This is a genomic window from Chryseobacterium sp. RU33C (genome assembly GCF_900156015.1).
GTDB lineage: Bacteria > Bacteroidota > Bacteroidia > Flavobacteriales > Weeksellaceae > Chryseobacterium > Chryseobacterium candidae.
The window spans coordinates 35,243-62,182 of sequence record NZ_FTMT01000011.1; the positions used below are offsets into that span (position 1 = coordinate 35,243).

General features: G+C 36.6%; 25 protein-coding genes. 9 read left to right on the top strand and 16 right to left on the bottom strand.

Going from position 1 to position 26,940, the window contains the following annotated elements; translation table 11 throughout:
* Window positions 1–64: 64 nt before the first annotated feature.
* The 4 genes from BW946_RS10805 to BW946_RS10820 form a co-directional block, all read right to left on the bottom strand.
* Complete coding sequence (locus BW946_RS10805; protein WP_076596195.1) at window positions 65–907, bottom strand: hypothetical protein; 843 nt, start codon at window positions 905–907, stop codon at window positions 65–67.
* Between the two features lie 299 nt (window positions 908–1,206).
* Window positions 1,207–2,874 carry an asparagine synthase B gene (gene asnB, locus BW946_RS10810; RefSeq protein ID WP_076596196.1) on the bottom strand — a complete coding sequence of 556 codons (1,668 nt, stop codon included), beginning with the start codon at window positions 2,872–2,874 and terminating at the stop codon, window positions 1,207–1,209.
* 320 nt (window positions 2,875–3,194) lie between these two features.
* Complete coding sequence (locus BW946_RS10815; protein WP_076596197.1) at window positions 3,195–4,862, bottom strand: GLPGLI family protein; 1,668 nt, start codon at window positions 4,860–4,862, stop codon at window positions 3,195–3,197.
* Between the two features lie 189 nt (window positions 4,863–5,051).
* On the bottom strand, window positions 5,052–6,257 hold the full coding sequence (locus BW946_RS10820) for an RsmB/NOP family class I SAM-dependent RNA methyltransferase (protein ID WP_076596198.1): 1,206 nt from the start codon (window positions 6,255–6,257) through the stop codon (window positions 5,052–5,054).
* A 459-nt stretch (window positions 6,258–6,716) separates the two neighbouring features.
* Between BW946_RS10820 and BW946_RS10825 the strand changes: the two genes are divergently transcribed.
* Entirely contained in the window at window positions 6,717–7,061 is a 345-nt protein-coding gene (locus BW946_RS10825; RefSeq protein ID WP_076596199.1) for a zinc ribbon domain-containing protein YjdM, read from the top strand.
* 234 nt (window positions 7,062–7,295) lie between these two features.
* Here BW946_RS10825 and BW946_RS10830 read toward each other — a convergent pair whose 3' ends face one another.
* Complete coding sequence (locus BW946_RS10830; protein ID WP_076596200.1) at window positions 7,296–8,243, bottom strand: sulfate/molybdate ABC transporter ATP-binding protein; 948 nt, start codon at window positions 8,241–8,243, stop codon at window positions 7,296–7,298.
* 75 nt (window positions 8,244–8,318) lie between these two features.
* Here BW946_RS10830 and BW946_RS10835 point away from each other — a divergent pair, with 75 nt between their 5' ends.
* Both BW946_RS10835 and pheS read left to right on the top strand, forming a co-directional pair.
* On the top strand, window positions 8,319–8,978 hold the full coding sequence (locus BW946_RS10835) for a YceI family protein (protein ID WP_076596201.1): 660 nt from the start codon (window positions 8,319–8,321) through the stop codon (window positions 8,976–8,978).
* Window positions 8,979–9,103: 125 nt separating this feature from the next.
* Window positions 9,104–10,114 carry a phenylalanine--tRNA ligase subunit alpha gene (pheS, locus tag BW946_RS10840; protein ID WP_076596202.1) on the top strand — a complete coding sequence of 337 codons (1,011 nt, stop codon included), beginning with the start codon at window positions 9,104–9,106 and terminating at the stop codon, window positions 10,112–10,114.
* A gap of 249 nt (window positions 10,115–10,363) precedes the next feature.
* On the opposite strand, the gene BW946_RS10845 is transcribed toward pheS, so the two are convergent.
* Complete coding sequence (locus BW946_RS10845) at window positions 10,364–10,978, bottom strand: NADPH-dependent F420 reductase (RefSeq protein ID WP_076596203.1); 615 nt, start codon at window positions 10,976–10,978, stop codon at window positions 10,364–10,366.
* Between the two features lie 17 nt (window positions 10,979–10,995).
* Window positions 10,996–11,754 (bottom strand): type 1 glutamine amidotransferase domain-containing protein, encoded by a 759-nt coding sequence (locus BW946_RS10850; RefSeq protein WP_076596204.1) that lies wholly within the window; start codon window positions 11,752–11,754, stop codon window positions 10,996–10,998.
* A gap of 131 nt (window positions 11,755–11,885) precedes the next feature.
* Here BW946_RS10850 and BW946_RS10855 point away from each other — a divergent pair, with 131 nt between their 5' ends.
* Complete coding sequence (locus tag BW946_RS10855; protein ID WP_076596205.1) at window positions 11,886–12,227, top strand: winged helix-turn-helix transcriptional regulator; 342 nt, start codon at window positions 11,886–11,888, stop codon at window positions 12,225–12,227.
* 63 nt (window positions 12,228–12,290) lie between these two features.
* Here the strand turns inward: BW946_RS10855 and BW946_RS10860 are convergent, their stop codons facing one another.
* Window positions 12,291–13,061: a DUF3108 domain-containing protein gene (locus BW946_RS10860; protein WP_076596206.1), complete on the bottom strand. Its 771-nt coding sequence runs from the start codon at window positions 13,059–13,061 to the stop codon at window positions 12,291–12,293.
* 153 nt (window positions 13,062–13,214) lie between these two features.
* Between BW946_RS10860 and BW946_RS10865 the strand changes: the two genes are divergently transcribed.
* Window positions 13,215–14,270 (top strand): NAD(P)/FAD-dependent oxidoreductase, encoded by a 1,056-nt coding sequence (locus BW946_RS10865; protein ID WP_076596207.1) that lies wholly within the window; start codon window positions 13,215–13,217, stop codon window positions 14,268–14,270.
* A 12-nt stretch (window positions 14,271–14,282) separates the two neighbouring features.
* A complete protein-coding gene (locus BW946_RS10870) occupies window positions 14,283–14,612 on the top strand; it encodes a 2Fe-2S iron-sulfur cluster-binding family protein (protein ID WP_076596208.1) in 330 nt (109 codons plus the stop codon).
* A gap of 76 nt (window positions 14,613–14,688) precedes the next feature.
* On the opposite strand, the gene BW946_RS10875 is transcribed toward BW946_RS10870, so the two are convergent.
* From BW946_RS10875 to BW946_RS10895, 5 genes are all read right to left on the bottom strand, one after another.
* On the bottom strand, window positions 14,689–15,270 hold the full coding sequence (locus BW946_RS10875) for an LOG family protein (protein WP_076596209.1): 582 nt from the start codon (window positions 15,268–15,270) through the stop codon (window positions 14,689–14,691).
* A 194-nt stretch (window positions 15,271–15,464) separates the two neighbouring features.
* Window positions 15,465–15,884: a hypothetical protein gene (locus BW946_RS10880; protein WP_076596210.1), complete on the bottom strand. Its 420-nt coding sequence runs from the start codon at window positions 15,882–15,884 to the stop codon at window positions 15,465–15,467.
* Between the two features lie 14 nt (window positions 15,885–15,898).
* Complete coding sequence (locus BW946_RS10885; protein WP_076596211.1) at window positions 15,899–17,341, bottom strand: aminoacyl-histidine dipeptidase; 1,443 nt, start codon at window positions 17,339–17,341, stop codon at window positions 15,899–15,901.
* A gap of 81 nt (window positions 17,342–17,422) precedes the next feature.
* Complete coding sequence (locus BW946_RS10890; protein ID WP_076596212.1) at window positions 17,423–17,914, bottom strand: hypothetical protein; 492 nt, start codon at window positions 17,912–17,914, stop codon at window positions 17,423–17,425.
* A gap of 23 nt (window positions 17,915–17,937) precedes the next feature.
* Window positions 17,938–18,543: an LURP-one-related family protein gene (locus BW946_RS10895; protein WP_076596213.1), complete on the bottom strand. Its 606-nt coding sequence runs from the start codon at window positions 18,541–18,543 to the stop codon at window positions 17,938–17,940.
* 237 nt (window positions 18,544–18,780) lie between these two features.
* Between BW946_RS10895 and recR the strand changes: the two genes are divergently transcribed.
* Together recR and BW946_RS10905 are read left to right on the top strand one after the other, a co-directional pair.
* The gene (gene recR, locus BW946_RS10900) at window positions 18,781–19,392 is read left to right on the top strand and encodes a recombination mediator RecR (RefSeq protein ID WP_076596214.1); all 612 of its coding nucleotides are present in this window, start codon (window positions 18,781–18,783) and stop codon (window positions 19,390–19,392) included.
* Window positions 19,388–20,227 carry a glycosyltransferase family 2 protein gene (locus BW946_RS10905; protein WP_139325996.1) on the top strand — a complete coding sequence of 280 codons (840 nt, stop codon included), beginning with the start codon at window positions 19,388–19,390 and terminating at the stop codon, window positions 20,225–20,227. Before recR ends, BW946_RS10905 begins: the two co-directional genes overlap by 5 nt.
* A gap of 51 nt (window positions 20,228–20,278) precedes the next feature.
* Here BW946_RS10905 and secG read toward each other — a convergent pair whose 3' ends face one another.
* The 3 genes from secG to BW946_RS10920 all read right to left on the bottom strand — a co-directional run bounded on the left by secG (window position 20,279) and on the right by BW946_RS10920 (window position 24,175).
* Window positions 20,279–20,629 carry a preprotein translocase subunit SecG gene (gene secG / locus BW946_RS10910; protein WP_076596216.1) on the bottom strand — a complete coding sequence of 117 codons (351 nt, stop codon included), beginning with the start codon at window positions 20,627–20,629 and terminating at the stop codon, window positions 20,279–20,281.
* Window positions 20,630–20,762: 133 nt separating this feature from the next.
* Entirely contained in the window at window positions 20,763–22,808 is a 2,046-nt protein-coding gene (locus tag BW946_RS10915) for a M16 family metallopeptidase (RefSeq protein ID WP_076596217.1), read from the bottom strand.
* Between the two features lie 53 nt (window positions 22,809–22,861).
* A complete protein-coding gene (locus BW946_RS10920) occupies window positions 22,862–24,175 on the bottom strand; it encodes a M16 family metallopeptidase (protein WP_076596218.1) in 1,314 nt (437 codons plus the stop codon).
* A 353-nt stretch (window positions 24,176–24,528) separates the two neighbouring features.
* On the opposite strand from BW946_RS10920, the gene BW946_RS10925 reads away from it, so the two are divergent.
* Window positions 24,529–26,859 carry an ATP-dependent helicase gene (locus tag BW946_RS10925; RefSeq protein ID WP_076596219.1) on the top strand — a complete coding sequence of 777 codons (2,331 nt, stop codon included), beginning with the start codon at window positions 24,529–24,531 and terminating at the stop codon, window positions 26,857–26,859.
* The last annotated feature ends 81 nt before the right edge of the window (window positions 26,860–26,940 follow it).

Sequence of the window (26,940 nt, forward strand, 5' to 3'; positions counted from 1 at the left end):
CCTTAGATCATGAAATCCATATAAAATTAAAAAAGTCCTGCGAGATTTCACAGGACTTATTGATTTATTTTCTAGGTTTTTCTACTCCTTTCCATTCATCACCGGCTTTTCTATACTGGCTTAAGGTAAAAGTTTTGAAATCCTTTGTTTTATATTCGATGTTATCGGTATTCTGCTCAAATGGCATGATATAGTAATATTCGATATCTGTTTTATCAGATTTGTTTCCTTTTTTTACAGAAGGAACGTATTTTGAAAATTTATAGCTTGGAAGATATTGTTTCAATCTTGTGTAGAAAGCATTGTCTTCTTTTTCGCTAGGGATGATATCTACAATATTCAGATCATCCTTTTTCTTATCAATCCAAAGGTAATATGTTTTTTCTTCTCCTATATTTCTGTTGAATGAGTTGAAAGCAAATAATTCCTTCGGTACAAGTTCCTTGATTTTTTCCGGATCTACTTTAGTATAATACTGACCTTTTGAAGGATCTACATATGTTTCAAGGTTATACATTAAAACAGAATTATTTTCAAATTTTTTATTTTTAAAATATTGATTTAATGATAATTCGGCAGTTGCTCTCAGCTCTTTACCTCTTGCATCCAGTTTTTTTGTCGGGTTCTGAGGGTTTACATATTTTACAAATTCATATAAAACGACAGGCTTTATATCTTTAAGGTGAGGATAAGTTTTCAGTTGCTCTGCTTTAACCAGCCAGTAGAATTGTTGATAGTAGTCATCCTTATCTTGGTCTTTCACACTCTTATAAGCCAAAGCAAGCTTCTTTGAATTCAGATATTTGCCATATTTTCCCTGTCCAAAAGCAAAACTTATGGCTAATAAGGCAAATAAAACAGTAAGGTTTCTTCTCATTTTTTTATAATTGATATTTTCGTTTTCCAAATATAATTATTTATTAGATATTATTTTGGATTGTGAGTTAAATTATGCCATATTGTTATTGTTAATTCAAGAAAAAATCCTGTATTGCTACAGGATTGATAAATTATAACTGAGGGAGTTAGATGTTTAAATGTGAAAAATATACATATCAATAACGAATTTTGCTTTACAAGTGAATGGTCAATAGTGAATTTTTGCTTCGTATGTGAATATTAAACTCATAATCTCGAAAACCCGAATCCCGCAACAAATTCACAAACGCAGCGGATTGACGATTGACTATTCATCAGTTTTCCTCTCTAATACGAAGTTTCATGTACCTTCACCGCTCTTCCGCTTGGATCGTTCATTTTTTTGAAGGCTTCGTCCCATTCCAAAGCAATAGGTGTGGAGCATGCCACAGATGGAACAGACGGAACCGTGGCGGCAGCAGTTTCACTTGGAAAATGTTCTTCAAAAATAGTTCTGTATCGGTATTCTTCTTTATTCTGAGGAGTGTTCAGCGGGAATCTGAATCTTGCATTCGCCATCATTTCATCCGTTACTTCTTTTTCGGCTACTTCTTTTAAAGTGTCGATCCATGAATATCCTACACCATCAGAGAACTGTTCTTTCTGTCTCCATACAATAGAATCCGGAAGAACATCTTCAAAAGCCTTTCTTAAGAGCCATTTTTCAATTTTTCCTTCAGCGGTATTGATCATTTTATCCTGAGGGTTAACGGTCATCGCAATATCCATAAACTCTTTGTCAAGGAAAGGTACTCTTCCTTCAATTCCCCAGCTCATCAAGGCTTTGTTAGCTCTTAAGCAATCATAAAGGTGAAGTTTGCCCAGTTTTCTCACTGTTTCATCGTGGAATTCTTTTGCATCAGGAGCTTTATGGAAATATAGATAACCTCCGAACAATTCATCAGAACCTTCTCCTGAAAGAACCATTTTAATTCCCATAGATTTGATGACTCTTGCTAAAAGATACATCGGGGTGGATGCTCTTATGGTGGTTACATCATAAGTTTCGAGATGATAAATTACATCACGTATGGCATCCAGACCTTCCTGAACAGTAAAGTTAACCTCATGGTGAACAGATCCAATGTGTTCTGCAGCTTTTTGAGCCGCTGCAAGATCCGGAGAACCCACCAATCCTACTGCAAAACTGTGAAGTCTCGGATACCAGGCTTCCTGTGTATCGCCGCTTTCTATTCTCTGACGGGCAAATTTTGCTGTGATGGCAGAAATCACAGATGAATCTAAACCTCCTGAAAGAAGCACTCCATAAGGAACATCACTCATCAGCTGTCTGTGAACGGCATCTTCAAGACCTTTTCTCAGTTTTGAGATATCGGTCTCATTGTCTTTTACATGATCAAAGCTGTCCCAGTCTCTTGCATACCATTGCTGAAGCTCAGCGCCGTCTTTGCTGTAAACAAAATGGCCAGGCAGGAATGTTTCTATTTTTTTACAGATGCCTTCAAGTGCTTTTAATTCTGAAGCAACGTAATAATTTCCGTTTTTGTCCCAGCCCTGATAAAGCGGACAGATTCCCATATGATCGCGCGCAATAAGATAAATATCGTTTTCAGTATCATATAAAGCGAAGGCAAAAATTCCGTTGAGTTTTTCTACGAAATCTTTTCCGTATTTTCTGTAAAGGGCTAGAATCACTTCACAGTCCGACTGGGTCTGAAATTCATAATCCGGAAATTCTTCTTTGAGTTCTCTATGGTTGTAGATTTCGCCGTTTACAGCTAATACTACTTTTCCGTCTTTTGTAAATAAAGGCTGTTTTCCGGAGGTAGGATCTACAATAGCAAGTCGTTCATGGGAAAAAATTACTTTTTCGTCCTGAAAAACGCCACTCCAATCCGGTCCTCTGTGACGGATTTTTTTTGACATCTCCAATACCTGAGGTCTTAATACTTCGGTTTTTTGTTTGGCGTCAAATAAACATACAATTCCACACATAATTTTTATTATTTATGGGACAAATGTAGAAGTGATGTTTATAAATAACAATTAAAAATGTTTGATTATGAATATTTTTAATCAATTTGTGTTTTTAAGTTAAAAATTTTAATTATTTATTGAAATTGACAAGTGTTTAATTAATTTTTTTCGCTGAGTAGAAAATAGAAAAACTTCTATACGAAATAAAAATGACATATTTATTAATATATGGTAATTAATTATATGAAATTTACCCCTTACTTTGTGGCTCGAAATAATTTTTTTTCATCATTTGTGTTTTTACCTTCTTGCAATTCTCATGCAAGAAGGTTTTGTTTTTATTGAACCCCCAGTAATATTCCCGAAACATTCCATGAGCTGAAGCTTGTTCCTTCGGTAGGGCCTTGTGGAATTTTTACCTGAATCGTATGTTTTCCCGCTTTCAGATCTCCCAGAGGAATGAAATCAGGATTGGTAACCGTTCCCGGACACCAGTTTGATCTGCTGAGGTCTGATGACGAAAGGCCGTCCTGAAAATTTCCGGAGGCCGGATTGTATAATCGGTACGAACCACAATCTGTTCTCCAAGGTACAAAAGAAAATACAGCGTTTCCATCCACTAATATAGAATTCGCTTTAGGAAGAAATTCATCACCATTTTCCCAACCGCCGTGTCCTGTTGTGGTATATCTTAGCTGAGCATTTTTCAGATCTTTATCCAAAGTGAAATCCACAAGAAGACCTTTGTCCTTATTGAACATGGTAGAATAGTCCTGTCCGGCCATTTCCATAATGTTTAAGGTGTTGAATAAAGGGATGGCTGTATTATTTTTATTAACAGTTTGATCGCTTTTATGTATCGTAATATCAAGACTTACTCTGTGTCCTCCTTTATCATAATTTCCGATAAAAGTTCCTATCCACAGTTCTTTTCCGGATATAGCAGGCTTTAATTCAGTAATATCCTGCCGGTAAGGGCTGATGGTCTGCCAATCTTTGCCCTTAAGCTGAATATGATTGAACTTCTGAATACCAAAAGCGGTGAAGAAACGCATCATTTCCATAGCAGGGCTGTAGTTGTCAGTAGCGGTAACTCCGTAATATTGCTTTCCGTTTCCATTTTCGTAGACAGGAAGCGCTTTTACTCCTTTTTCCAATCCATCAAAAAAAGACTTTTCTTTATCCTGCGGAATGAAAAATACGGTTCCGGTTCTGTCATAGGCATCTCCGTTGGATTGCTGTTTCAGCTCTACGAAAATATTTTCACCTTCTGTAATCTCAGGAAATTTTATTTTTTTCAGAATGATGGTTCCGTTGGCATATCTTTTAATCTTGTCGTCAGACTTTGAGGCATCAGAGAAATTAATGGTTTCATTTTCGAAAACACTTAATGTAGTAAATCTGCTTTTCCAGAGAAGGTCTTTATATCCCAGTTGATCTGTTGTTTGTATATTTCCTTTGAGAATATTTTCAATTCCGGTAGTCTTGACCTTCTTGATTGAACTGGCTGTAATTAAAGAATTTTTATTTCTCTCCACTTCCAGAACCAATCCTAAATTTTGTCCCAAAACAGAAGGTCCGCCTTTCAGTTTTAAATCATTGGTGTACCAGACTTCAATGGTATTTGAATTGACTTTTGTCACTGCTTTTTTACATTGGTAGCCCAATATTTTTTTGGTTTCATTGGTCAGTTCAAAATTCTGTTTTCCTACAGATTCAGTGTCTGATGATGAAATAATTGATCCCGGTTTTAAAAATGCGTAAGATACAATAGTGTTGGAAGACTTTTCTACTTTTGTTATCTCATAAGGATAGCTGCTTTTTTGTTCTTTGATTGTGCTGTTGAGAATGAAGTTTTCTTTCTCATTAACCCAAACGATGGTAGAAGGCTGATCTGTTATTGCTTTTCCGTTATAAGAGCTGGTATAATGAATTTCATAGGTCTGTGCAGAAAACAGACAGTATAAAAAAACAGCCACAAAATTGAAAACGATTCTTGTATGCATAAATAAATGAGTTTGCTGCAAAGGTATTCTAAACTTCTTACAGCGTCAAACCGGTTTTAATCTATACAGTTAGTAGACAATAGGTGTGAAATGTTACAAAAATTGTTACAATTTTTTCAGAAAGTTTCTGAAACAAAAAAACTACTCCTGGAAATAGAGTAGTTTAATGTATTGTTTGTTGGATTTGGATTAAGAAACTCTCTCAATCAAAGCCATATAGAATCCGTCATAGCCTTCGCTAGGCATTACTTTTTCATCTTTAATCATTTTGAATCCAGGATTGTTTTTGACAAATTCTTCTACCTGAAGATTGTTTTCAGATGGAAGGATGGAACAGGTAGCGTATACCATTTTTCCTCCTTTTTTAAGCATTTTAGAATAGTCCTGAAGGATCTGCTGCTGCTCCTTTTTAATTCTGTCAATAAAATCCTGATCAATTTTCCACTTACTGTCCGGATTTCTTTTCAAAACTCCAAGACCTGAACACGGTGCATCAATCAGAAGTCTGTCAGCTTTTTCATGAAGACGCTTGATCACCTTGTTGTCAGAAATCATACGGGTTTCAATATTGTGGGCTCCGGCTCTTTTGGCACGACGCTTCAGTTCGGCAAGCTTCCATTCGAAGATGTCCAACGCTACGATCTGCCCTTTGTTTTTCATTAATGCTGCCAGGTGAAGTGTTTTTCCACCAGCACCAGCACATGCATCTACTACTCTTTGTCCTTCTTTTACATCAAGGAAATACCCGATTTTCTGAGAAGAAGCATCCTGAACTTCAAATAATCCTTCTTTGAAAGCTGTAGTAAGGAAAACGTTTTTCTTTTCTTCCAGCTGAACAGCATCAGGATAATTTTTAATAGGAAAAGAAACAACACCCTCGTCTGAAAGATCGGAAATAAGTTCTTTGGTTGTAGTTCTTAAAGAGTTTGCTCTTAATACGGTAGGAGCCTGCTCATTTAAAGCAGCCATTTCTTTTTCCCAGCTGGCACCCAGTTCTTTTTCAAGTGTTTCAGCCAGCCATTCAGGAATAGAGTGTTCTATTGCTTTTGTAGGAACAGTGTTCTTTTTAAGTTTAGTAAGAATATCGGCGATTTTGATTCCGTCAAATTCTTCAAATTTTTTATAATTAGTTTTACTCCAGAGTAAATACGCAATAATCAGTTTGTAGATATTATTGGGTTTCACGCCTTCACCCATGTAGTATTCAAGGCGTTTTTTCCAACGGATAATATTGTAAAAAATTTCAGAAACAACAGCTCTGTCCTGGCTTCCCCATTTTCTGTTTGCTTTCAAAAGTCTTTCGATAACTTTATCGGCATATTTGTTTTTTTCAAAAAATGTCTCCTGTAAGGCATCGTGAATTCCGATTGCCAAGTTTCTGTGAATAAGTTCCATAAATTTGCTTCGCTGTTTGAATCTGCAAAAATACGACTTTTAATTGAGAGTTGAGGATTGAGTTGCTGAGTTTGGAAATTGAAGGATTTTAGTGTACAGGAGTAGGGTGATCTGATAGTATTAATGAAGGATCAGCCTGTTTATTAATTTTTTAAATGGTAGAAATAAATTGTAGTGCTGAATTTGTAAAGATTTTCCGAATATTTATATTTTTTATTTGCTGACAATAGCCTTTCACTCTAAAACGAATAAAGCTATGTTTTTTGCTTAATGAAAAATATTTGCTAACAAAATCTGCACTGTTCATTAGTATCCTTTATTTTCTTTGCAGCAAGTTTATTTAATTTGTATTAATTCACCAGTTTGTGTAAAATTAACATACGCTTAATATCTATTATACTGAACTTTATCTCTTGACTTCAACGTCTAAAAAGCTCTACCTTTGCAAAAAATAAAAATATGAGTGATACAGTACTTTGTCCAAAATGCAGCTCTGAGTTTACCTATCCGAGCGATAATATGATGGTGTGTTCCCAGTGTTTCTACGAATGGGATCCGGCAGAAGCAGCTGCTGAAGCAGCCAATGAAGGGAAAATATTGGACTCCAACGGAAATGAACTTCAGGATGGCGATTCTGTAGTGGTAGTAAAGGACCTTCCTGTAAAAGGAGCACCAAAACCGGTGAAAGCGGGGACGAAAGTGAAAAATATCCGTCTGAGACCGGGAAGTGATCACAATATTGACTGCAAAATTGATGGTTTCGGGGCTATGGCTCTTAAGTCAGAATTTGTAAAGAAAGCATAAGAAAACGTTGTTTTTCTATGTCCTAAAAAAAAGAAAAGGAAAAAATTGGACAGTGTAATCTTTCAACAGACTTAATTGCAAGATTGCTAATGTCCGTCTGGAAGGCAGAAAGAGAATTAACCAAAAATTTCCTTATACTTTAGAAGTACAAATGTAAGAAAAAGTTTGACAACAGCTTCTTATGTTTGTATTTTTTTATTGTTAAGTGTAAGTGAATGTATGAGTTATGGGTGATTAGCCTTTTGACTGAATAAATGAAACAGAGATCGTTCCCGATATTTTTTCATCCGTATAAATAACAAGTTCCTTTCCTTTTGACCTTAATTTATTCCAATAATGATTTCCTGCAAAACGGCTTTCAAGGACTTCGGCTTCAAGACCGGTTTCTGTGATTTTGATTTCCTTGGGATAATAAGAAAGTTTGGAAAGCTGGAAATCTTCAGCTTCTGTTTTACTGAAAATATTCACTTCCCCGAATAATTTAGCAACATAAGAATTGTAAGGATTTCTGTAGGTTTCTTCCGGACTGTCATTTTGAATCAGTCTTCCTGCCTGCAGAATAACAATCTGGTCCAGCCATGGCATAATATCCTGAAGCTCATGAGTGGAAATAATGAGAGAAACGCCATTTTGTTTTACATATCTGAAAAGTCTTTCTCTGAGTTCAATTTTTCTTGGGAAATCCAGATTACTGAATGGTTCATCTAAAATAAGAAGCTTGGGAAGTACGGATAATGCTCTGGCAATAGCCACTCTCTGCTGCTGTCCGCCGCTTAGATATTTTGGAAGTACGTTGGCAAAGTCCTGAAGACCCACTACCTCAAGAAGTTCTGCTACGGTTTCTTTTTTTTGTTTTAAATTGATATTTGAAATAAATTTTCCTACGTTTTCAGCCACTGTAGCATAAGGCATCAGGTCAAAATTCTGTGCTACGAACTTCATTTCAGGCTCTCCGGGAACAAGATTTCCTTTCGGTCCCAAAAGCTTTGTTCCGTTAAAAATAATCTCTCCGCTTTCCCAATCCAAAAGACCATAAATAAGGTTGAGAAGAGTGGATTTTCCACACCCGCTTTCACCGGCAAGAGCTATAATTCTGTTTTCTTCAAACCTTAGATTAAGGTTCTGAAACAGGGGATTTTCTTTGTTGTGAGAGAAAAATAAATTGTTTATTTCTAATAGCATATTACAAATGTAAGGTTTTTATGAAAACATAATTTTTTTTATTATATTAGCGGAACTAATAAAAATAAATCAAAAATGAGAAAAAAACTGTTTTCGTTAGCTATTCCTGCATTATTTTTTGCTGCTGTAATGGTTTCTTGTAAAAAAGACAAACCACTTACCAGTGAGAGTAATGAAGTGACAACTACCAAAGAAGGTAGCCAGTTCACTTTGGATACGCTAAACAGTAAGGTTGAATGGAAGGGATATAAAGTATTTAAATCTGAAAATACGAGCCATTTTGGAACCATAAAGTTTGAAAGTGGAGATGTAACGGTGAAAGACGGAAAACTGGAAAGCGGAAAATTCGTTGCTGATATGAACTCTTTAACTTCTGTGGACTTGAAAGACAGCCCGGAGGATTTAGGAAAATTAAATGGCCACCTGAAGAGCGGCGATTTCTTCGAAGTTGAAAAATTCCCGACAGCTTCTTATGAGATTACAAAAGTTACTCCGGCTACAGAAGGTGATTATAATACTATTTTGGATGGTAATTTAACCATTAAAGGAATTACAAAACCTGTTCAGTTTAAGGCTAATGTTTCTGTGAAAAATGGAGAGGTGAGTGTAGCTACTGAACCGAAAGATATCAAGAGAGAAGAGTTTGGGGTGAAGTTCCAGGCTCCTGCTGCAAACGGTGTGATCAAAGATGAGGTAACTCTTCAGATCAGCGTTAAAGCTTTAGAAAAGAAATAATTTTTTTATTTAAGTGAAATAAGTGATTGAAGTCTGCCTCCGAAAAAGAGGCAGATTTTTTTTTGACGGACTTATTATTCAACTTAAAATCGTATTTTTGCAAAACATTTTGAAAGGGTAAAATAATGATAGAAAAGATAGAAGAATTACTGGTCGAAGTAAATGGCTTCAATGCTACCTCTAAGGAAGATATCGAAAACTTCCGAATCAAGTACAATGGTAAAAAAGGAGTTCTTAATGATTTTTTTGAAAAATTTAAAGAAGTTCCTAACGACCAAAAGAAAGAATTCGGACAGAAGATCAATACTTTGAAGCAGGCAGTTGCCGTAAAACTGGAGGATTTGAAAAATGCTTCAGCATCTTCTGTTGTGGTTGAAAAGGAAGATCTTACAAGACCCGCTTTTCCATTGGAATTGGGTTCCAGACATCCGATCAATCTCGTTAAAAACAGAATTATTGAAATCTTCAAATCGATTGGCTTTGCTGTAGCAGACGGACCTGAGATTGAAGATGACTGGCATAACTTTACAGCGCTTAACCTTCCGGAATATCACCCGGCAAGAGATATGCAGGATACTTTCTTTATTGAGCAGAATCCGGATATTCTTTTGAGAACGCATACGTCTTCCGTACAGACGCGTTATATGGAAGAAAATCAGCCGCCGATCAGAATTTTATCTCCGGGAAGAGTGTTCAGAAATGAAGCAATTTCTTCACGTTCTCACTGTATTTTCCATCAGATTGAAGGATTATATATTGACGAAAATGTAAGCTTTGCTGATCTAAAGCAAACGATTCAGTTCTTTACCACTGAGCTTTTCGGAAAATCTAAAATCAGAATGAGACCTTCTTTCTTCCCGTTCACAGAACCTAGTGCTGAAATTGATGTGTATTGGGGATTAAACTCTGAAACAGATTACAGAATTACAAAAGGGACAGGATGGCTGGAGATTATGGGATGCGGAATGGTAGACCCTGCCGTACTGAAAAATGTGAATATCGATGCTGAGAAATATTCAGGATATGCATTCGGAATGGGTATTGAAAGAATTACGATGCTTCTTTACCAGATGAGTGACATCAGAATGTTCTTCGAAAACGACATCAGAACACTTGAACAGTTCAAAACACTATAAAAAATCAAACCTCCGGAACTCCGGAGGTTTTTGTTTTTAATTACTGACCTAAGAAACAAAACGTAATTAAAAACTGATCTTATTGAAAAATTTACACGTGTCTGTTTCTTATACCCATACTTAGGATCAACTGCTGTTGAATCGAAGTATGGACATGTCGCAGTTCTTTACCTGCCTCTATTATAAAGACAATAAGCAATAGGTATCTGTTACATTATAAATTATAAAAATACTGTAAAAAGCTAAAAATTACCTTTTTACAATACGGAAAGCAATATCTCTTCCCATTCCCTGAATAATGGCAAGATTAATCCAGGACAGCGCGAACTTTTCAAGTAACTCCACTTTATCACCTTTTCCAAAATCGTAACACTTTCCAAATCCACAGGCTAAAGCAAGTTCTTCTGCTGTTTTTTTTGCTTTTTCACTGTCTCCGGCCATCAGCATATCTATAGGCTCGCCATTATAAAAAGGATCGAGTATATTTTCATATCCTGTAGTATTGAAAGCTTTCACCACTTCAGCATTACAGGTGTCAGACAAATAATGGTAGACTGTAGGATAAGGATCAGGTTTTTTTCCAATAGAATTGGTAGCATCTATGATGATTTTCCCGGAAACATCTCCCCAGCTTCCTGCAATTTCTCCTATCACCTCAGGTGGGGTTGCTATCAGAATTATCTCGCTCTGCTTTACTGCATTTGCAACTGTTGTGAAACGGTCTTCTCCTATCTGGGTAGCCAGTTTAATATTTTTTTCACTCAGCGGAAATTGTGATCCGATTAAAACGTTATATCCTTTTTTGATCCATTGTTGAGCCAATGCTCCGCCGACATTTCCACTTCCGATAATTGTAATTGTCATAAGGTATATTTAATGTATTATTGATGTAAAAGTGATATAACCAATTCAGCAGCTGCGGCACCCGAATTCTGCTGCTGTCCTGTAATAAGATTACCATCCTGTATAGCATATGAACTGAATGGTGCTGCTACTTTAAAAGTGGTATCAGGAATTTTTCTCGCTTCAGCTTCTATTCTGTAAGGCTGAATTTTTACCCCTGCTGCCTGATCTGCAAAATCTTCCTCTGCATCAGCAAATCCGGTCCATATTTTATTTTTTACAATCAGATCATTATTGCTGGTTCTCGCTTCGAGCAATAATGTTGTGGAATGGCATACTGCTGCACTGGGTTTTCCTTTTTCATAAAAGCTTACAAAAAGATGCTGCAGATCTTTGTTGCCTCTAAACGTATACATTGGTCCCTGTCCGCCTACCAGAAAAATAGCATCATATTCTTCATGGTTTACTTCTTTAATACTTTTTGTATTTTTGAGAAGACTGTTAAAATCTTCTTTCTGCATATATCCCAGACTGATAATATCCCCGGCGGAATATCCGCTCGTATCTGTAGGATCTGAATAATTGTCCATTTTCAGATCTCCTCCTTCTGTAGATACAATTTCGGTTTCATATCCTGCTTCCTGAAATACATAAAGAGGATGAGTAAGCTCGGAGGCCCAAAAACCAATAGGCCAGCCGGTTTGTTCGCTTACAGCCGGTGAGCTTGCTACCATTAAAATTTTCCCTTTGTACTGAGCATTATGAAAATGCACATATTTGTTTACTTCTTTTGTCATTTTTTGATCATTTTGTATTCTAAGTTTTACCTTGCAAAATTGTATATAATATTTATATTTGTAAAGTACTTAACGAATAAGTATGATACTTACTTTTAGGAAAGTAATGATCAATTCATCAGTTTTCGATAATGCCGGATTTTATCTATAAAGGAAAAATTTATTATAATCCTGTTCAGTTAGTTATTGAGCAGGTAGGGGGAACCTGGAAAGCACCCATTCTTTGGAGACTTAAAACAAAAGTTTTAAGATACAGCGAGCTGAAAAAGGACATTCCTCATATTTCAGACAAGATGCTTACAACACAACTCAGAGAATTGGAAGAAGATGGATATATCCTCAGGAAAGTTTTCGCTCAAGTACCGCCAAGAACGGAATATTCACTTACAGAGAAAGGGGTGGAGATTGTTGCGATTATTGAAGTGGTAAGAAATTTCGGACTTAAGCTCATCCAAGAACAGCAAAAAGAGTAAAATACCATCATTGGCACACAAAAATACCTGCATGATCGCAGGCATTTTTATTTTTACGTGGTATTATTTTATAAACTTTAAAGGATATTTTACATTCTTGTAATCATCAATGCTGGCTTTCAGTGAGCCTACTGCAAGCTCTGCTTTCAATAGCATTGGAACATGGTTAGCATCATTGGAAACCCACATGGTAACGCCTTCTTTTTCTTTAAATACTCTTCCGCTTTTTACAGAAGGGATAATCTTCAAACAGTTAATAGTACCGAATTTTGTCTTTAAATTTTCTGTTCCGGTTACTTTTAACTGGAAAGGAAACATTTCGTCATCAATCCATACATTCATATTAATGATCGTTCCTATTTTCAGTTCATCCGGGTTTTTACTTCTTAAATAATAAAAGCAGGAAAGCATATCCTGAACACCTTTTACGGATTTTAAAACCTTAGAACCATTGGCCGGTGTCTTTTTATCTGTTAAAATCAACGTATTATTATCGTGATTAAAAACGGTTTCAAAATGCTGGCGATAGCTTCCCTCACGTACATTTCTTACATAGAAACTTGGTAATCCCGTTTCTGTATTGATAAAACTTTCATATAAATCTTCTACTTTGAAGAATGCTTTTACAGCACCTGTTGTCTGTCCTGTTCCTTTTACATAGAGATGAGGAACCCCTTTGTAGGTAGTTTGCTTTGTAGTAAGGTTGGCAGTTCCTGCGTTAAGGAAACCGTAGTGAATTCTAAGAGTAATAGATTCGCCGTCTGCGATATTATCAATCTGAGCCGAGCCTAAAAAGAATATAAATACAGCAAAAAGGTTCAAAATTTTATTCATAACAAGACATTTACAAAAACACTGCCAAATTTAAAATCTTAAATGATAGATATTTGACAAATCTCAGGTTTTTATTTAGAATCAATTAAATATGCTTCGCATTAAAATTAGTAAATTTGCAGTTACATGTCTAATTAAATTATCTTAAAGATTATGATAACCACTGATATATTGATCATAGGTGCGGGACCTACAGGACTTTTTGCAGTTTTTGAAGCTGGTTTATTAAAAATGAAGTGCCATATTATTGATGCGCTTCCTCAGCCGGGAGGGCAGTTGGCTGAACTTTATCCTAAAAAACCTATTTTCGATATCCCTGGTTATCCTTCAGTAAATGCCGGAGAATTGGTAGATAATCTGATGGAGCAGATCAAGCAGTTTCAGCCTGGATTTACCTTGGGTGAAACAGCTGTTTCTTACACTAAAGTAGATGATGAGTGGTTTGAAGTGATCACGAATAAAGGAACTGTTCACAGATGTAAAGCGATTGCGATTGCAGGTGGTTTAGGTACTTTTGAACCGAGAAAACCTACTTTTGAAAATATTGCAGATTACGAAGAAAAAGGTCTTGAATATTTCGTTAAAGAACCTGAACACTTCAGAAATAAAAAGGTTGTTATTGCTGGTGGTGGAGACTCGGCACTGGACTGGAGTATTTTCCTTTCTAATGTTGCCAGTGAAGTAACTTTGATCCACAGAAGAAACGAGTTCAGAGGAGCTTTGGATTCTGTAGAGAAAGTTCAGGATCTGAAAAATCAGGGGAAAATCAAATTAATTACGCCTGCGGAAGTTACCGGTATTAAAGGGGACGGAAAAGTAGAAGCGATCACTGTAGAAGTAGAAGGGCAGGAAGCTTACGATATTGAAACAGATTATTTCATTCCTTTATTCGGATTGACACCAAAATTGGGAGAGATCGGAAACTGGGGATTAAATATCGAGAAAAATGCAATCGTTGTAAATAATGCTTTGGATTATCAGACCAACATCGATGGTATTTATGCTATCGGGGATATCAATACTTATCCAGGAAAACTGAAGTTGATCCTTTGTGGTTTCCACGAAGCTACTTTAATGTGTCAGAGTGTTTATAACAGATTAAATCCAGGTAAAAAATTCGTATTAAAATATACAACCGTAAGTGGTGTAGACGGATTTGACGGAAGCCGTAAAGAAGCAGAGAAGGCAGTTGTGAAAAAAATTGACTAATTTTGCAGAATTATGTCAGACATTAATATTAAAATCACCGACAGAGAAGGGGTAACCCACGAAGTTGTAGCGCCTACGGATATGTCCATGAACTTAATGGAGATTATCCGTTCGTATGAATTGGCAGAAGAAGGTACTATTGGGGTATGCGGAGGAATGGCGATGTGTGCTTCATGCCAGGTATATGTAATTAACGATCCCGGTCTGGAACCAATGGGAGATGAAGAAGATGCCATGCTGGCTGAAGCTTTCCATGTGAAAGACAACAGCAGACTGGGCTGCCAGCTGCATATTGCCGATGCCATGGAAGGACTCGAAGTGGAAATTGCTCCTTATCCTTAGAAAATATTTTTTAATCTTAATAAGAAACCCGCCCGGATTTTCCGGACGGGTTTTGTTTTTTATGAATTTTTAGAGTTTAAATTTCCTCCTTAGAAATCCACTTTCCAACCGTAGGAGCCTGATAATTTCTCATCTTTTCCAGAAGATTATCAATGGTATCACTGATCAACAGCATGTCTCTGTTCACCTGCTTTAAGAATCCTTTATCCACCATGGTTTGAACCAGTTTGATCAGATCATCATAAAAGCCGTCAATATTCAACACTCCGATGGGTTTTTTATGAAGTCCAAGCTGTGCCCATGTGATCATCTCAAAGAATTCTTCCAATGTTCCGTAACCACCGGGAAGAACGATGACTCCATCACAAAGTTCGTTCATTTTGGTTTTTCTTTCGTGCATGGTTTCCACAATGATAAGTTCTGTCAGGTTTTTATGGGCAATTTCTTTGGATTGTAAAAACCGGGGTAAGACTCCTGTTACTTTACCTTTTTCACTTAAAGCACCGTTAGCAATTGTTCCCATTAAACCAGTTTCCGAACCACCATAAACCAGTTGTATATTTTCTTTTGCTAAAGTTTGTCCCAGCAGAAATGTCTGTTCTTCATAAATTTTATCTGTGCCGAAACTTGAGCCACAGAATACGGTTATACTTTTCATTGTATATGATTTGTTTTTTATGGTTTAGATGCTTCGACAAGCTCAGCATGACATCTCTAATACTAACTGTTTTTTTAGAGATAATTTTTAGCAGTGTCATGCTGAGCCTGTCGAAGCATCTTTATTAAATAAAAATATTCAGATTAAAACTAAAAATATCCAAAATCATAAGACTTTGGATATTTAATATTAGTTTATTCTATTTTGGTTATTTCCCAGGTGCCTTTCACTGCAAAAAGAAGATGAAATAATCTGTTAATGAAATCAGCTCCTTTAAATTTCCAATGTCCGGAATAAGAATTTTTAAGGTTTGACATGCCAGTATAATAAATGGGTTTATGTTTCTCATATTCATTTTCTATCCTTTTCCCATTCATAGACACTGTTGTTTTTATAGGCATTTGTTTAATGAACTCTATATTTTTATCATTAATCTTTCCTTTGATGGTTCCTATACCTCTGGTTCCATAATCGTGATCATCATCCTGTACTGTTCCTATAAAATTTTCACCATCAAACTCTGTTATTTTTAATAAGAATTCAATTTCCTTATCATATAACTCAGAACTTTGTCTAACGCTATATTTATATTTTCCTTTCCAGGTTCCAATCATAACTTTTAATCTGTTTATTTCTGAGGAATATTCGCTAAAATATCTTTCAGGAAGCTCCAGAATTTTTGTGCTGAAGGGATGTTGGCTCTCTCATCAGGTGAATGCGCTCCTCTGATGGTTGGTCCGAAACTTACCATTTCCATTTCTGGATAGTTGGCACCGATGATCCCGCACTCAAGACCTGCGTGGCAAGCTACTACATGGGGTTTTTCAGTGAACTTTTCAATATAAAGTTTCTCCATCAGCTGTACAATCTCTGAACCAGGTTTTGGTTTCCATCCCGGATATGATCCGCTGAATTCAACATTCATTCCAGCCAGCTCTGCTACCGATTTCAATTGTTCTGCTACTGAATATTTGGAAGAATCTACAGAAGACCTTGTAAGGTTTAAAATCTTGAGTTCTCCGCCTTTCAGTTCTACTCTTGCTACGTTGTTGGACGCTTCTACAAGATCAGCCACATCAGGACTCATTCTGTAAACTCCGTTGTGAAGAGCCTTTAAAGTGAGGATCACTTTTTTAGAATCTGTCTCTGAAATAGCTTTGTCGGAAGACGTAGAGTTCTCAATATTGATCTGAATTCCCGGTTCTACAGTAGCAAATTCTTCTAAGATCTCTTTTTTAAGAACCATTACATTGTCTATAAATTCCTGAGCATTTCTCACTGAAATTACAGCAACTCCTTCTCTTGGGATAGCATTTCTCAACCCTCCGCTGTCGATAGAGATCAATTCAATATTCTGGTTTTCAAGTCCGGTGTAAAGAAGTCTTCCCAAAATGATATTGGCATTTCCGAAGCCTTTATGGATATCCATTCCGGAGTGTCCACCCTGTAGCCCTTTTACTTCAAGTCTTACAATTTGTCCTTTTGAAGCTTCTGCAGTATAGGTTTGAGTGATTGTCACGTCTACACCTCCTGCACAGCCGATATCAATTTCATCATCTTCTTCAGTATCAAGATTCAATAGAATTTGTCCTGTCAATTGTCCTGGTTTTAATCCTAAAGCACCTGTCATTCCAGTCTCCTCATCAATAGTGAAAAGAGCTTCCAATGCAGGGTGTGGAATATCTGAACTTTCAAGGATAGACATGATGGTTGCTACTCCTAAACCATTATCAGCTCCTAAAGTAGTTCCTTTTGCCTTTACCCAGTCACCGTCAATTTCCATTTTGATTCCTTCGGTTTCAAAATCGAAATTCACATCATTGTTTTTCTGGCAAACCATATCAAGGTGCGATTGAAGCACAATAGATTTACGGTTTTCCATTCCTGCCGTGGCCGGCTTCTTAATAATAACGTTTCCTACTTCATCTACCGTAGTTTCCAGTCCTAAATTTTCACCAAATCCTTTGATAAATGCGATCACTTTTTCCTCCTTTTTTGAAGGTCTTGGAACAGCATTTAATCTGGAGAAATTTTTCCATATAATCTGCGGTTCTATATTAGATAATTCCATTGAAATTTATTTTTCTCAAATTTACGAATAAAAAAATGCTTCCGTGAGATACAGAAGCATTTTTGTAGGATTTCGCTTGTATTAACACCCACACTCTCCATAGATCGGAGTGGTAAATGTAGTTCCGTCCGGTTTCTCTATAGTCAGAGTTCCTTCAAACAGTAAAGCCTCTTCGCCCTTTATTTTTTTACCTTTTACAGAAATTTTATAATCATCATTTTCTATTTCCTTGGTCAGCAGTTCATCTACTTCCATGTCACTTGATGAGATAAGATTCATAGCAAGCCTTTTGCCATCCAGCATCATATATGCAGTTTTTCCGGCATCATCTGCGTAGATATATCTTTCATTTTCAAAATCAGATTTACTGGCTGCAAAATAGCAGGAACATTCTTTGATTTCTTGTGGAAACGGAATCGTCCCCACCAGAATATTTCCTGAAGAAGAAGCTCTTGCAGTTGAATCTTTGGCAACATGCAAAGAATCAGCAGTAGTGGAGTCTGAAACAGTCTCTTTTTCCTTTTTACAGGCTGCCAACAGAAATGCGGAAAATACAATGATTACATATTTCATGTGTTTGTGGTTTTGTTATTTGTTTATCCTCTTGCTCTTTCAAGAAGTGTCATCATTAATAAAGAAAGGATAACAAGGCTTTCTTCCTCGTCATCAATGTCAATCAGTCTGTCCAGCTGGAATCTTCTTCCGAAGAATGAAGGCATTTTTTTAAGCTTAAAATAAGCCTTTCCGTCTATCCCTGTTACCGTATATGATGGATTAAGGAAATATCCTGTAAACATCCCGATGATAGGAAGTTCTCCTACAAAGCTGTCCCAGAATCTTACCCACGCACTGTCTTCCTGAATTTTAAACTTAGGCTGATCATGTGCATCCAGAATATCATAACTTGCTTTCCAGATAGAACGCATTCCTTTTCTGGCTAATCTGCCAAAGTTTTTATTGTCAATAAGATCATTTAAAGAATATGAAGCGTTGAAATCAATCCATTGATTGGCTCTGATTCTGAAAAGTTCCTTAGACTTACTTTCATCATTAAAAACAATAACGTCTTCTTTCAACTTGAACATTTTCTGACGAACATATGCCACATAATTTCCATTTTTGTCAGTAATGTTAAAGTCACTTGCTAAAGTAGTGATTTTGAATTTGAAATCCAGAGGATAATTTAGATTGTTAAGTACCATGTTAGTTAATTTTTTTCATATTTAATTTAAGCCGCAAATATAAAGGTTTTTTTAGTGTTCTCAGGTATGGGAGAAATATAAAATATCATCATGGGACATTAATCTCATGGTCAATTGTCAATTTTTGCTGCGCAAAGTCAATAGTCAATAATCACTTTATACAAATTCACAAACGAAGGGAATTGAGGATTCACTATTCACTATCAATTATCAACTTTAATCCTTATTTTTGTACCTATGGATTACCCTAGTAAAGTATTGGCAAAGGCAGTGGACGAGATTTCCGGGCTGCCAGGAATTGGCAGGAAAACGGCTTTGAGATTAGCATTACATTTGTTAAAGCAGCCCAATTCCAGAGCCGTAAGCCTTGGAAACTCCCTGATCAATCTTGTTAATGAAATAAAATATTGTAAAGAATGTCACAATTTCTCGGATTTTGACATTTGTGAAATATGCAGCAATGAAAAGAGAAATGGAGAACTGATCTGTATCGTTGAAGATGTACGGGATGTAATTGCCATAGAAAATACAGGAAAGTATACAGGGAAATATCTGATTCTTGGCGGTAAAATTTCTCCGATGGAAGGAGTAGGGCCTGGCCAGCTGAATATTCCAAGTATTGAAAAGAAACTGAATGACGGAAAGGTAAAGGAATTTATTTTTGCTTTGAGTGCTACGATGGAAGGAGACACTACAGCTTATTATATTTACAAGAAATTTAAAAACTTCAATGTGAATTTCTCCAGTATTGCAAGAGGAATTTCTGTAGGAGATGAACTGGAATATGCTGATGAGATTTCTTTAGGAAGATCTATTATCAACAGGCTGCCATACAACGAAAAGGATTAATATGAAGCTGTCCGTTATTATAGTTAATTACAACGTCACCCAATTGCTAAGAAGCTGCCTCCTGTCCCTAAGGAAGTATATACAGGATATAGAGTATGAAGTAATGATGATTGATAATGCTTCAACAGATAGTTCCTGGAGAGATCTTATTCCTGAGTTTCCCGAAGTACATTTTATATCATCTGAAACCAATGGCGGGTTTTCAAAAGCCAATAATCAGGCTGTACAAACTGCGAAAGGAGAATATATATTGCTTTTGAATCCTGATACGGAATTGGAGGGCTTTTATATGAAAGAATTGCTGGATTTTGCAGATGCGCAGGCTTCATTCGGATGTCTGGGCGTAAGAATGCATGATGCAGAAGGGAATTTTCTTCCTGAAAGCAAGCGCTCAGTTCCGGATATGTTTAATTCTTTTGAAAAGCTCTTTACCAATTTTAAAAAAAACAACTCGAAATCTTATTACAGAAATGATATAGAAGAAAATGCGGTTGCAGAAGTGGAAGTTCTCACCGGAGCATTTCTATTGGCTAAAAAAGACGTTTATGAGAAAATAGGAGGATTGGATGAGGCTTATTTTATGTACGGAGAAGATATCGATCTCTGCTATACCTTTCTAAGAAACGGATATAAGAACTTCTATTATGGAAAAGTTTCTATTCTTCATCATAAAGGAGAAAGTACAATCAAAGATGAATTATATCTCAACAGATTTTACGGAGCGATGCAGATCTTTATTGATAAGTATTATAAGGAATCGAAGCCTTTACAGTATTCTTTTTTGAAAGCAGGATTAAAGCTCCGGCATCAGATTGAAAAGATCAAGCTAAAATAAAAAAGCAACTCAATTGGAGTTGCTTTTGTTATATGTAAGATGATATTCTTCTTATTTTACCGGAGCAGGAGTCTGTGCCGGAGTTGTTGTAGAAGAAGCAGGAGCTGACTGTTTTGCAGGAGCTTCTTTCTTAGCTGGCTGCTGTTGTGCAGGAAGTGCCTGAGACGGCTTACCTGTAATAACAACGCTTAAAAGGATAAGAACAATGATAGTTCCGCCTAGAGTCCATGTTGCTTTTTCCATGAAATCATTGGTTCTTTGTACCCCGAACTGTGCAGATGATGCACCTCCGAATGTACTGGAAAGGCCTCCTCCTTTTGGATTTTGTGCCATAACGATAATTACCAATAAAACACTGGCAACCATAACAAGAACCATCAATAGTGTAAATATAGTATCCATTAATTCTGATATCTTTTTGAATGGGCAAATTTAATCTTTTTTTACTGAATGACAAAAAAAGATGTCGCCAAATGTTGATAAAAATAAAAACGGCAACAAATGTTGCCGTTTTTTCTATAAAAATAGGATGTTGTTATTTAAAATCAGCATCTGTAGCCTTATTGATCTCATAAGACTTTACAGTCATGGTCATGTCCATTCCCATCTGGCTTACAGAGATGGTAAAAGGCATTTTTACACCTTCAACATCTTTATAATTAGAGAATGTTGTCGGAATTGTCATTTCCTGACCTTTAGCTTTTACCTTTTTAGTTTCTCCGGTTTTTAATCCTGTTGCAACGCTGTAGTAATACGTAGTATTTCCACCTTTAATGGCGTAAGAATCTTCACCTCCGATTTTTTCAATTCCGCCTAATTTATAATCAGCAGATTTTGTAAATCCTAATTCTTCAAAAATTTCAGAATTTTTTTGTTTTTCAGCAATTTCTTCCGGTGTGATATCCACTCTTTGTCCCATTTGCATAGAATAACCGGTTTTTCCATCGAAAACCTGCTTCTGAACAACCTGTCCCATTGCTGTTACAGTGGTAAGCTCCTTTCCGCCTTGTGCTTTAACGATTTTAAAATCGATGTTTTGTCCCTGCATAGACATGGAAGCATTGGTTGTATAGGAAGTGATCTTCGCCAGATTAGCCTTTCCTCCGATAGCATTAATATACTTGTCAACAACAGAGGCAACCGTTACATTGGCATCCACTTTTTGTACAGTTGGTTTCGCAACAGGGTTAGCTTCCTTATCGAAATATTTTACAGGATAGCCCAGTTTTTCCAATCCTTCAGAAATATCAGATGCTTTACCAGCGATGAAAATTCTGCTTTGGTTAGGTAATATGGTAGCTTTTACAGCATTGGAAACATCTGCAGCCGTTACTTTATCAATAGATTTTAAGTAATTGGTATAGAAATCAGCAGGTAAATCCTGAACTTTTTGGTTTAAAGCAAATCTTGCAATGGTAGCCGGCTGCTCCAAAGACATGATGAAAGATCCTTTCAGTTTAGCTTTAGCATTGGCTAATTCCTCAGGTTTTACAGTAGAAATAGCATTAAGTTCATTCATGAATTCTTTAACAGCTTTGTCTGTAACCTCGTTTCTTACGCTTGCACTTGCAGAGAATTGTGGAGAGTACTTGCTGGCAACCATACTTGAATAAGCCCCATAGGTAAATCCGTTTTTCTCACGAAGATTCATGAAAAGTCTGGCTTCACCACCGCCGCCGAGAATATAGTTGGCGATTGTTGCAGGGAAGTAGTTCGCATCTTTCATTTTCAAAGTGTTCAGGTTGTTTAAAGAAACAACAGACTGTACTGCAGAAGGAACATCTACTACGTTGATCTCCGTTTTCGCAACATTAGAAGCAGGTTCTAACTGTGCAATAGGTGTGTTCGCTTTTTTCCAGCTACTGAAAGCTTTTTCAATCAAAGGTTTTACCTGGTCAAACTTCACGTCTCCTACAATTACTAAGTAAGCATTGTCCGGAGCGTAGTATTTTTTATAAGTGTTCTGAACGTCAGCAAGCTGGATTTTATTGATAGACTCAACCGTTTCAAATTCACCTCTTGACGTGTTTTTTCCATACATCAAAGCGTTGGAAACTTTTGAAGCAATAGAAGATGCATTTTTTTCTTCAGACTTTAATCCCTCGATAGCTCTTTCTTTAGAGTTTTGAATTTCTTCAGCAGAGAATTTAGGATTAATAATGGCATCAGCCATCAGTCCTAATACTTCAGGGAAATATTTCGAAAGTGAATTGGCTGAAGCACCTCCTGAAGAAAAATTAAGGTTCGCTCCAAGGTAGTCTACTTTTTTGTTGAAATCATCTTTGCTGATGTTGGTTGTTCCGTTTTCGAACTGTTCAGCCATAATTTCGCTTACTCCGGTTACTGCTCCTTCGTTGTACGGAGGTCTGTCCATAGAAAGGCTTGCGCTTACTCTTGGTAATTTGTTGTTCTCAACCACCATTACTGTAAGACCGTTGCTTAGCTGGAAAGTTTTTGGCTTCGCAATGTTAATTGCAGGAGTAGGTCCTGGTTTTGGCATTGCATTAAGATCTATTTTTTGTGCTGAAACCATTCCTGTAAAGAAAAATGCTGCAGCTATATATGTTAATTGCTTTTTCATTTGTAAAAATTTAATTTTTAATAATCATATTATCACCTAAGAAGTTGAAATGATTACTTTTTCTCAGGTACGTAATTGATGACTATTCTTTGGTTGGAATTAAGATACTTTTTAGCTGCATTCTGAAGATCCTGTCTGGTGATAGATCTGTAAATGTCGATTTCTTTGTTGATCAAATTCGTATCCCCCATCAATACATGGTTGGTTGCCAGTGAAGCAGCAATTCCCTGAATGCTTGAGTTGGCATTTACAAACTGGTTTTCGTACTGGTTCTGAAGTTTTTGATAATCTTCTTCAGAAATTAAAGTCGTCTGAAGTTTTTTGATCTCAGCATCAATGTCAGCCTGTAAAGCCTGCTTTGTAGTCTGTCCCATAGGAATGGCGAAGAACGCAAAAATACTGTAATCTTCAAGCCCCTGGTTGAAAGCAGCTACCTGAAGCGCTTTTTTGTCCTGGTCAACTAATTTTTTATATAAAACAGAAGATTTTCCATTGCTTAAGTAAGAAGAAAGCATATCCAAAACATAAGCATCTTTCTCTTTGTTAGCAGGAGTTCTGTATGCAAATACATAAGCCGGAAGCTGGATATTCGGGTCAGTAGCAGTTACTTCTTTTTCCTGTGTGATAGGAGTTTCTTTCGGGAAATCTTTTGGATAAAGGGTTCCTTTTGGAATGCCTCCGTAATAGGTTTCAATCCATTTCTTAGTCTGTTCAGGTTTGATATCTCCTGCCACCACTAAAGTAGCATTATTCGGAATGTAATATTTCTTGTAGAACGCCTGAAACTCTTCTAATTTAGCAGAGTTCAGATCTTCCATAGAACCAATTGTTGGCCAGTTGTATGGGTGATTGATAAATAAATTTTTCTGAATAGTCGTGAAAAGATTTCCGTAAGGCTGGTTATCCATTCTTAATCTTTTCTCTTCTTTTACAACCTCTCTCTGCGTATCCACACCAATCTGGTTGATTACAGCGTGGCGCATTCTTTCTGCTTCCATCCAAAGTCCAAGCTGTTCGTTATTGGAAGGAAACGTTTCGTAATAATAAGTTCTGTCATTAGTAGTGTTGGCGTTGTTCTGACCTCCGTTGGAAGAAACGATCTTGAACCAGTCTCCTCTTTTGATGTTAGGAGTTCCTTCGAATAAAAGGTGTTCAAAGAAGTGAGCAAAACCAGTTCTGCCTTTTACTTCATCTTTTGCACCTACATGGTACATTACACCCGTCGTTACAACCGGTGCCGAGTTATCCTGATGAAGAATTACGTGAAGACCATTGGGAAGGTCATACTCTTCGAATTTGATTTGCTGTGCATTCAGCATTAGCCCGAAGAAAGCTACGGCAGCAGCAGAAATAAGTCGCTTTTTCATAAAATTTAGAAATTGTTTATCAATTAGTATGAAAAGTGAATTAAATGTTACAAAATATATTGAAATATATGATTGCATTGAAAAAAATTTCAGAAATTTAAAACTAAAATGAATAGTGAATGGTGAATTCGCTTGTGAATCTTTTAGGTTTTGTATTAAGTTTTGGGGCATACATAATTTTTCTTTACAGTTAAGTTTAACAATAGCCATTCACCATTCACTTGCGAAGCAAAATTGACCATTGACAAATACTATTAGTACAATCTTACTACTTCAAATCCCTAACTTCTTTATGAAAGTTTGAATTCTGCTCCGAATACCTTAATTTTGTGTTCCCAAAATTTTTTTGCTGTATGGACTATTTGAAAGGACTCAACGAATCACAATATGAAGCCGTTACCTCTTTACAGGGACCTCTCATGGTACTTGCCGGAGCAGGTTCCGGGAAAACGCGTGTATTGACCATGCGTATTGCCCATTTAATACACAACGGAATAGACCCTTTCAATATCCTGGCGCTTACCTTTACCAATAAAGCGGCACGGGAAATGAAAGAACGTATCGCGAAGGTAGTAGGAGACAGCAATGCGAGAAGCCTTTGGATGGGAACATTTCACTCCGTTTTTGCAAGAATTCTGAGAATTGAGGCTCATTATCTCGGATATCCTTCCAATTTTACCATCTATGATCAGCAGGATGCCCTGAATGTGATTAAAAAAGTTCTGAAGGATATGAATATCGATGCCGATCTTTATAAACCTAAAAAAGTTCAGGCAAGAATCTCAACCTATAAGAATAATCTGATTACCGTAAAAGCATATTTCAACAATCCTGAACTGATGGAAGCGGATGAAAAAGCGAATATGAAATTCATCGGGCAGATTTATCAGAAATATGTGGATCAGTGTTTCAGAAACGGATCTATGGATTTTGATGACTTGTTGTTGAAAACCAATGAATTATTAACCCGTTTTCCGGAGGTATTGGCGAAATATCAGGACAGATTCCGATACATCATGGTAGATGAGTACCAGGATACGAATCATTCTCAGTATCTTATTGTAAAAGCATTGGCTTCAAAATTTGAGAATATCTGTGTGGTAGGAGATGATGCACAGTCTATCTATTCTTTCCGTGGAGCAAATATCTACAATATCTTAAACTTTAAAAAAGATTATCCTGATGCTATAACGGTATCTCTGGAGCAGAATTACCGTTCCACACAAAATATTGTAAATGCAGCGAATGTTGTTATTGCTAAAAACCTTCAGCAGTTTAAGAAAAATGTATTCAGTGATAATGAAGAGGGGGACAAGATCAAAATTTACCGTTCTCTTTCTGATGCTGATGAAGCGAACTTTGTGGCAGGAAATATCTGGGAACTTCGTAACCGCGATCAGAGGAAATACAGTGATTTTGCCATTTTATACAGAACCAACTCTCAAACACGTGCTTTTGAAGACGCACTGAGACGTAAAAATATTCCGTACAAAGTATACGGAGGCCTTTCTTTCTATCAAAGAAAAGAAGTAAAAGACCTTATTGGATACCTTCGTCTTCTGATCAATGAAAATGATTCGGAAGCATTGATGAGGATTATCAATTATCCGGCAAGAGGAATTGGAGAAACAACACAGAATAAACTGATCGTTTTTGCGGATGCCCACAATATTGCGGTTTCAAAAGTATTGGAAAATCTTCCGATGTATGCACCGCAGCTAGGTCTGAACAATGGAGTTTTAAACAAACTGAACGATTTCTGGTCCATGATCAAAGCTTTTCAGGTATTGCTGAAAACAGAAACAGCTTACAGTGTAGCTATGGAAGTGGCAAAACGAAGTGGTTTAATCAAGTTTTTAAAAGATGACCAGACTCCTGAAGGAATTTCCAGAGTAGAAAACGTTCAGGAATTGATGAACTCCATGCAGGGGTTCATTGAAGAGCAGATGCAGCTTGAAGACGGAGATCCGAGTCTTTCCAACTTCCTGGAAAATATTGCCCTTTCTGCAGATACTCAGGATAAAGAGCTGGAAGATGATATGGTTTCTCTGATGACCATTCACCTTTCAAAAGGATTGGAATTCCCCGTGGTTCACCTGGTAGGGCTTGAAGAAAACCTTTTTCCAAGCTTTATGAGTTCAGCCACCAGAGAAGATCTGGAAGAAGAGAGAAGATTATTCTATGTAGCATTAACAAGAGCCGAAAAACAGGCTTTCTTCTCCTATGCTGTTTCACGTTTTCAATGGGGAAAAATTACGGATGCTGAGCCTTCAAGATTTTTAAGTGAAATAGATGATGAATATATTGAATTCCTTAATCCTGCTTTGGAAAAAAGATTTATCAATAATTCAGGAGTGAAATCCAATATCTTTGATGAACATCCTTCTGAAATAAAATCTTTCAAAAAGGTTGAAAAGAAGACCATTGATAGAGGTGATACTTCCAAACCTGCTCCTGAAGTAAGAAAACTGAAACCTGTAAGCACGGCTAAAATTATCAATCCAAGCGGAGCTTCTTCTCAGGATATTGAAGTAGGTGATAAAGTGAGACACGACCGTTTCGGAATAGGAGAGGTGACTTTCCTGGATGGAACAGATCCTCAGAATATCAAAGCAAAAGTAGTTTTCATGCATGAAGGAGAGAAAAACCTGATTCTAAAATATGCTAAACTGACTAAGATTTAATTTCAAAATAAAAATATAAAAGAAACGGATTCAATTTTTGGATCCGTTTTTTTATTTGAACGCGAAGCTCGCAATGTGATT

Excerpts from the sequence above, each read along its gene's own strand:
- BW946_RS10835 (WP_076596201.1), top strand. The coding sequence starts at position 8,319 with ATGAGAAAAAAACTGTTTTCGTTAGCTATTCCTGCATTATTTTTTGCT.
- BW946_RS10865 (WP_076596207.1), top strand. The coding sequence starts at position 13,215 with ATGATAACCACTGATATATTGATCATAGGTGCGGGACCTACAGGACTT.
- BW946_RS10880 (WP_076596210.1), bottom strand. The coding sequence starts at position 15,884 with ATGATTGGAACCTGGAAAGGAAAATATAAATATAGCGTTAGACAAAGT.
- BW946_RS10825 (WP_076596199.1), top strand. The coding sequence starts at position 6,717 with ATGAGTGATACAGTACTTTGTCCAAAATGCAGCTCTGAGTTTACCTAT.
- secG (WP_076596216.1), bottom strand. The coding sequence starts at position 20,629 with ATGGATACTATATTTACACTATTGATGGTTCTTGTTATGGTTGCCAGT.
- BW946_RS10820 (WP_076596198.1), bottom strand. The coding sequence starts at position 6,257 with ATGGAACTTATTCACAGAAACTTGGCAATCGGAATTCACGATGCCTTA.
- pheS (WP_076596202.1), top strand. The coding sequence starts at position 9,104 with ATGATAGAAAAGATAGAAGAATTACTGGTCGAAGTAAATGGCTTCAAT.
- BW946_RS10885 (WP_076596211.1), bottom strand. The coding sequence starts at position 17,341 with ATGGAATTATCTAATATAGAACCGCAGATTATATGGAAAAATTTCTCC.
- BW946_RS10870 (WP_076596208.1), top strand. The coding sequence starts at position 14,283 with ATGTCAGACATTAATATTAAAATCACCGACAGAGAAGGGGTAACCCAC.
- BW946_RS10920 (WP_076596218.1), bottom strand. The coding sequence starts at position 24,175 with ATGAAAAAGCGACTTATTTCTGCTGCTGCCGTAGCTTTCTTCGGGCTA.
- asnB (WP_076596196.1), bottom strand. The coding sequence starts at position 2,874 with ATGTGTGGAATTGTATGTTTATTTGACGCCAAACAAAAAACCGAAGTA.
- BW946_RS10875 (WP_076596209.1), bottom strand. The coding sequence starts at position 15,270 with ATGAAAAGTATAACCGTATTCTGTGGCTCAAGTTTCGGCACAGATAAA.
- BW946_RS10925 (WP_076596219.1), top strand. The coding sequence starts at position 24,529 with ATGGACTATTTGAAAGGACTCAACGAATCACAATATGAAGCCGTTACC.
- BW946_RS10815 (WP_076596197.1), bottom strand. The coding sequence starts at position 4,862 with ATGCATACAAGAATCGTTTTCAATTTTGTGGCTGTTTTTTTATACTGT.
- BW946_RS10830 (WP_076596200.1), bottom strand. The coding sequence starts at position 8,243 with ATGCTATTAGAAATAAACAATTTATTTTTCTCTCACAACAAAGAAAAT.
- BW946_RS10890 (WP_076596212.1), bottom strand. The coding sequence starts at position 17,914 with ATGAAATATGTAATCATTGTATTTTCCGCATTTCTGTTGGCAGCCTGT.
- BW946_RS10855 (WP_076596205.1), top strand. The coding sequence starts at position 11,886 with ATGCCGGATTTTATCTATAAAGGAAAAATTTATTATAATCCTGTTCAG.
- BW946_RS10860 (WP_076596206.1), bottom strand. The coding sequence starts at position 13,061 with ATGAATAAAATTTTGAACCTTTTTGCTGTATTTATATTCTTTTTAGGC.
- BW946_RS10845 (WP_076596203.1), bottom strand. The coding sequence starts at position 10,978 with ATGACAATTACAATTATCGGAAGTGGAAATGTCGGCGGAGCATTGGCT.
- BW946_RS10895 (WP_076596213.1), bottom strand. The coding sequence starts at position 18,543 with ATGGTACTTAACAATCTAAATTATCCTCTGGATTTCAAATTCAAAATC.
- BW946_RS10915 (WP_076596217.1), bottom strand. The coding sequence starts at position 22,808 with ATGAAAAAGCAATTAACATATATAGCTGCAGCATTTTTCTTTACAGGA.
- BW946_RS10850 (WP_076596204.1), bottom strand. The coding sequence starts at position 11,754 with ATGACAAAAGAAGTAAACAAATATGTGCATTTTCATAATGCTCAGTAC.
- recR (WP_076596214.1), top strand. The coding sequence starts at position 18,781 with ATGGATTACCCTAGTAAAGTATTGGCAAAGGCAGTGGACGAGATTTCC.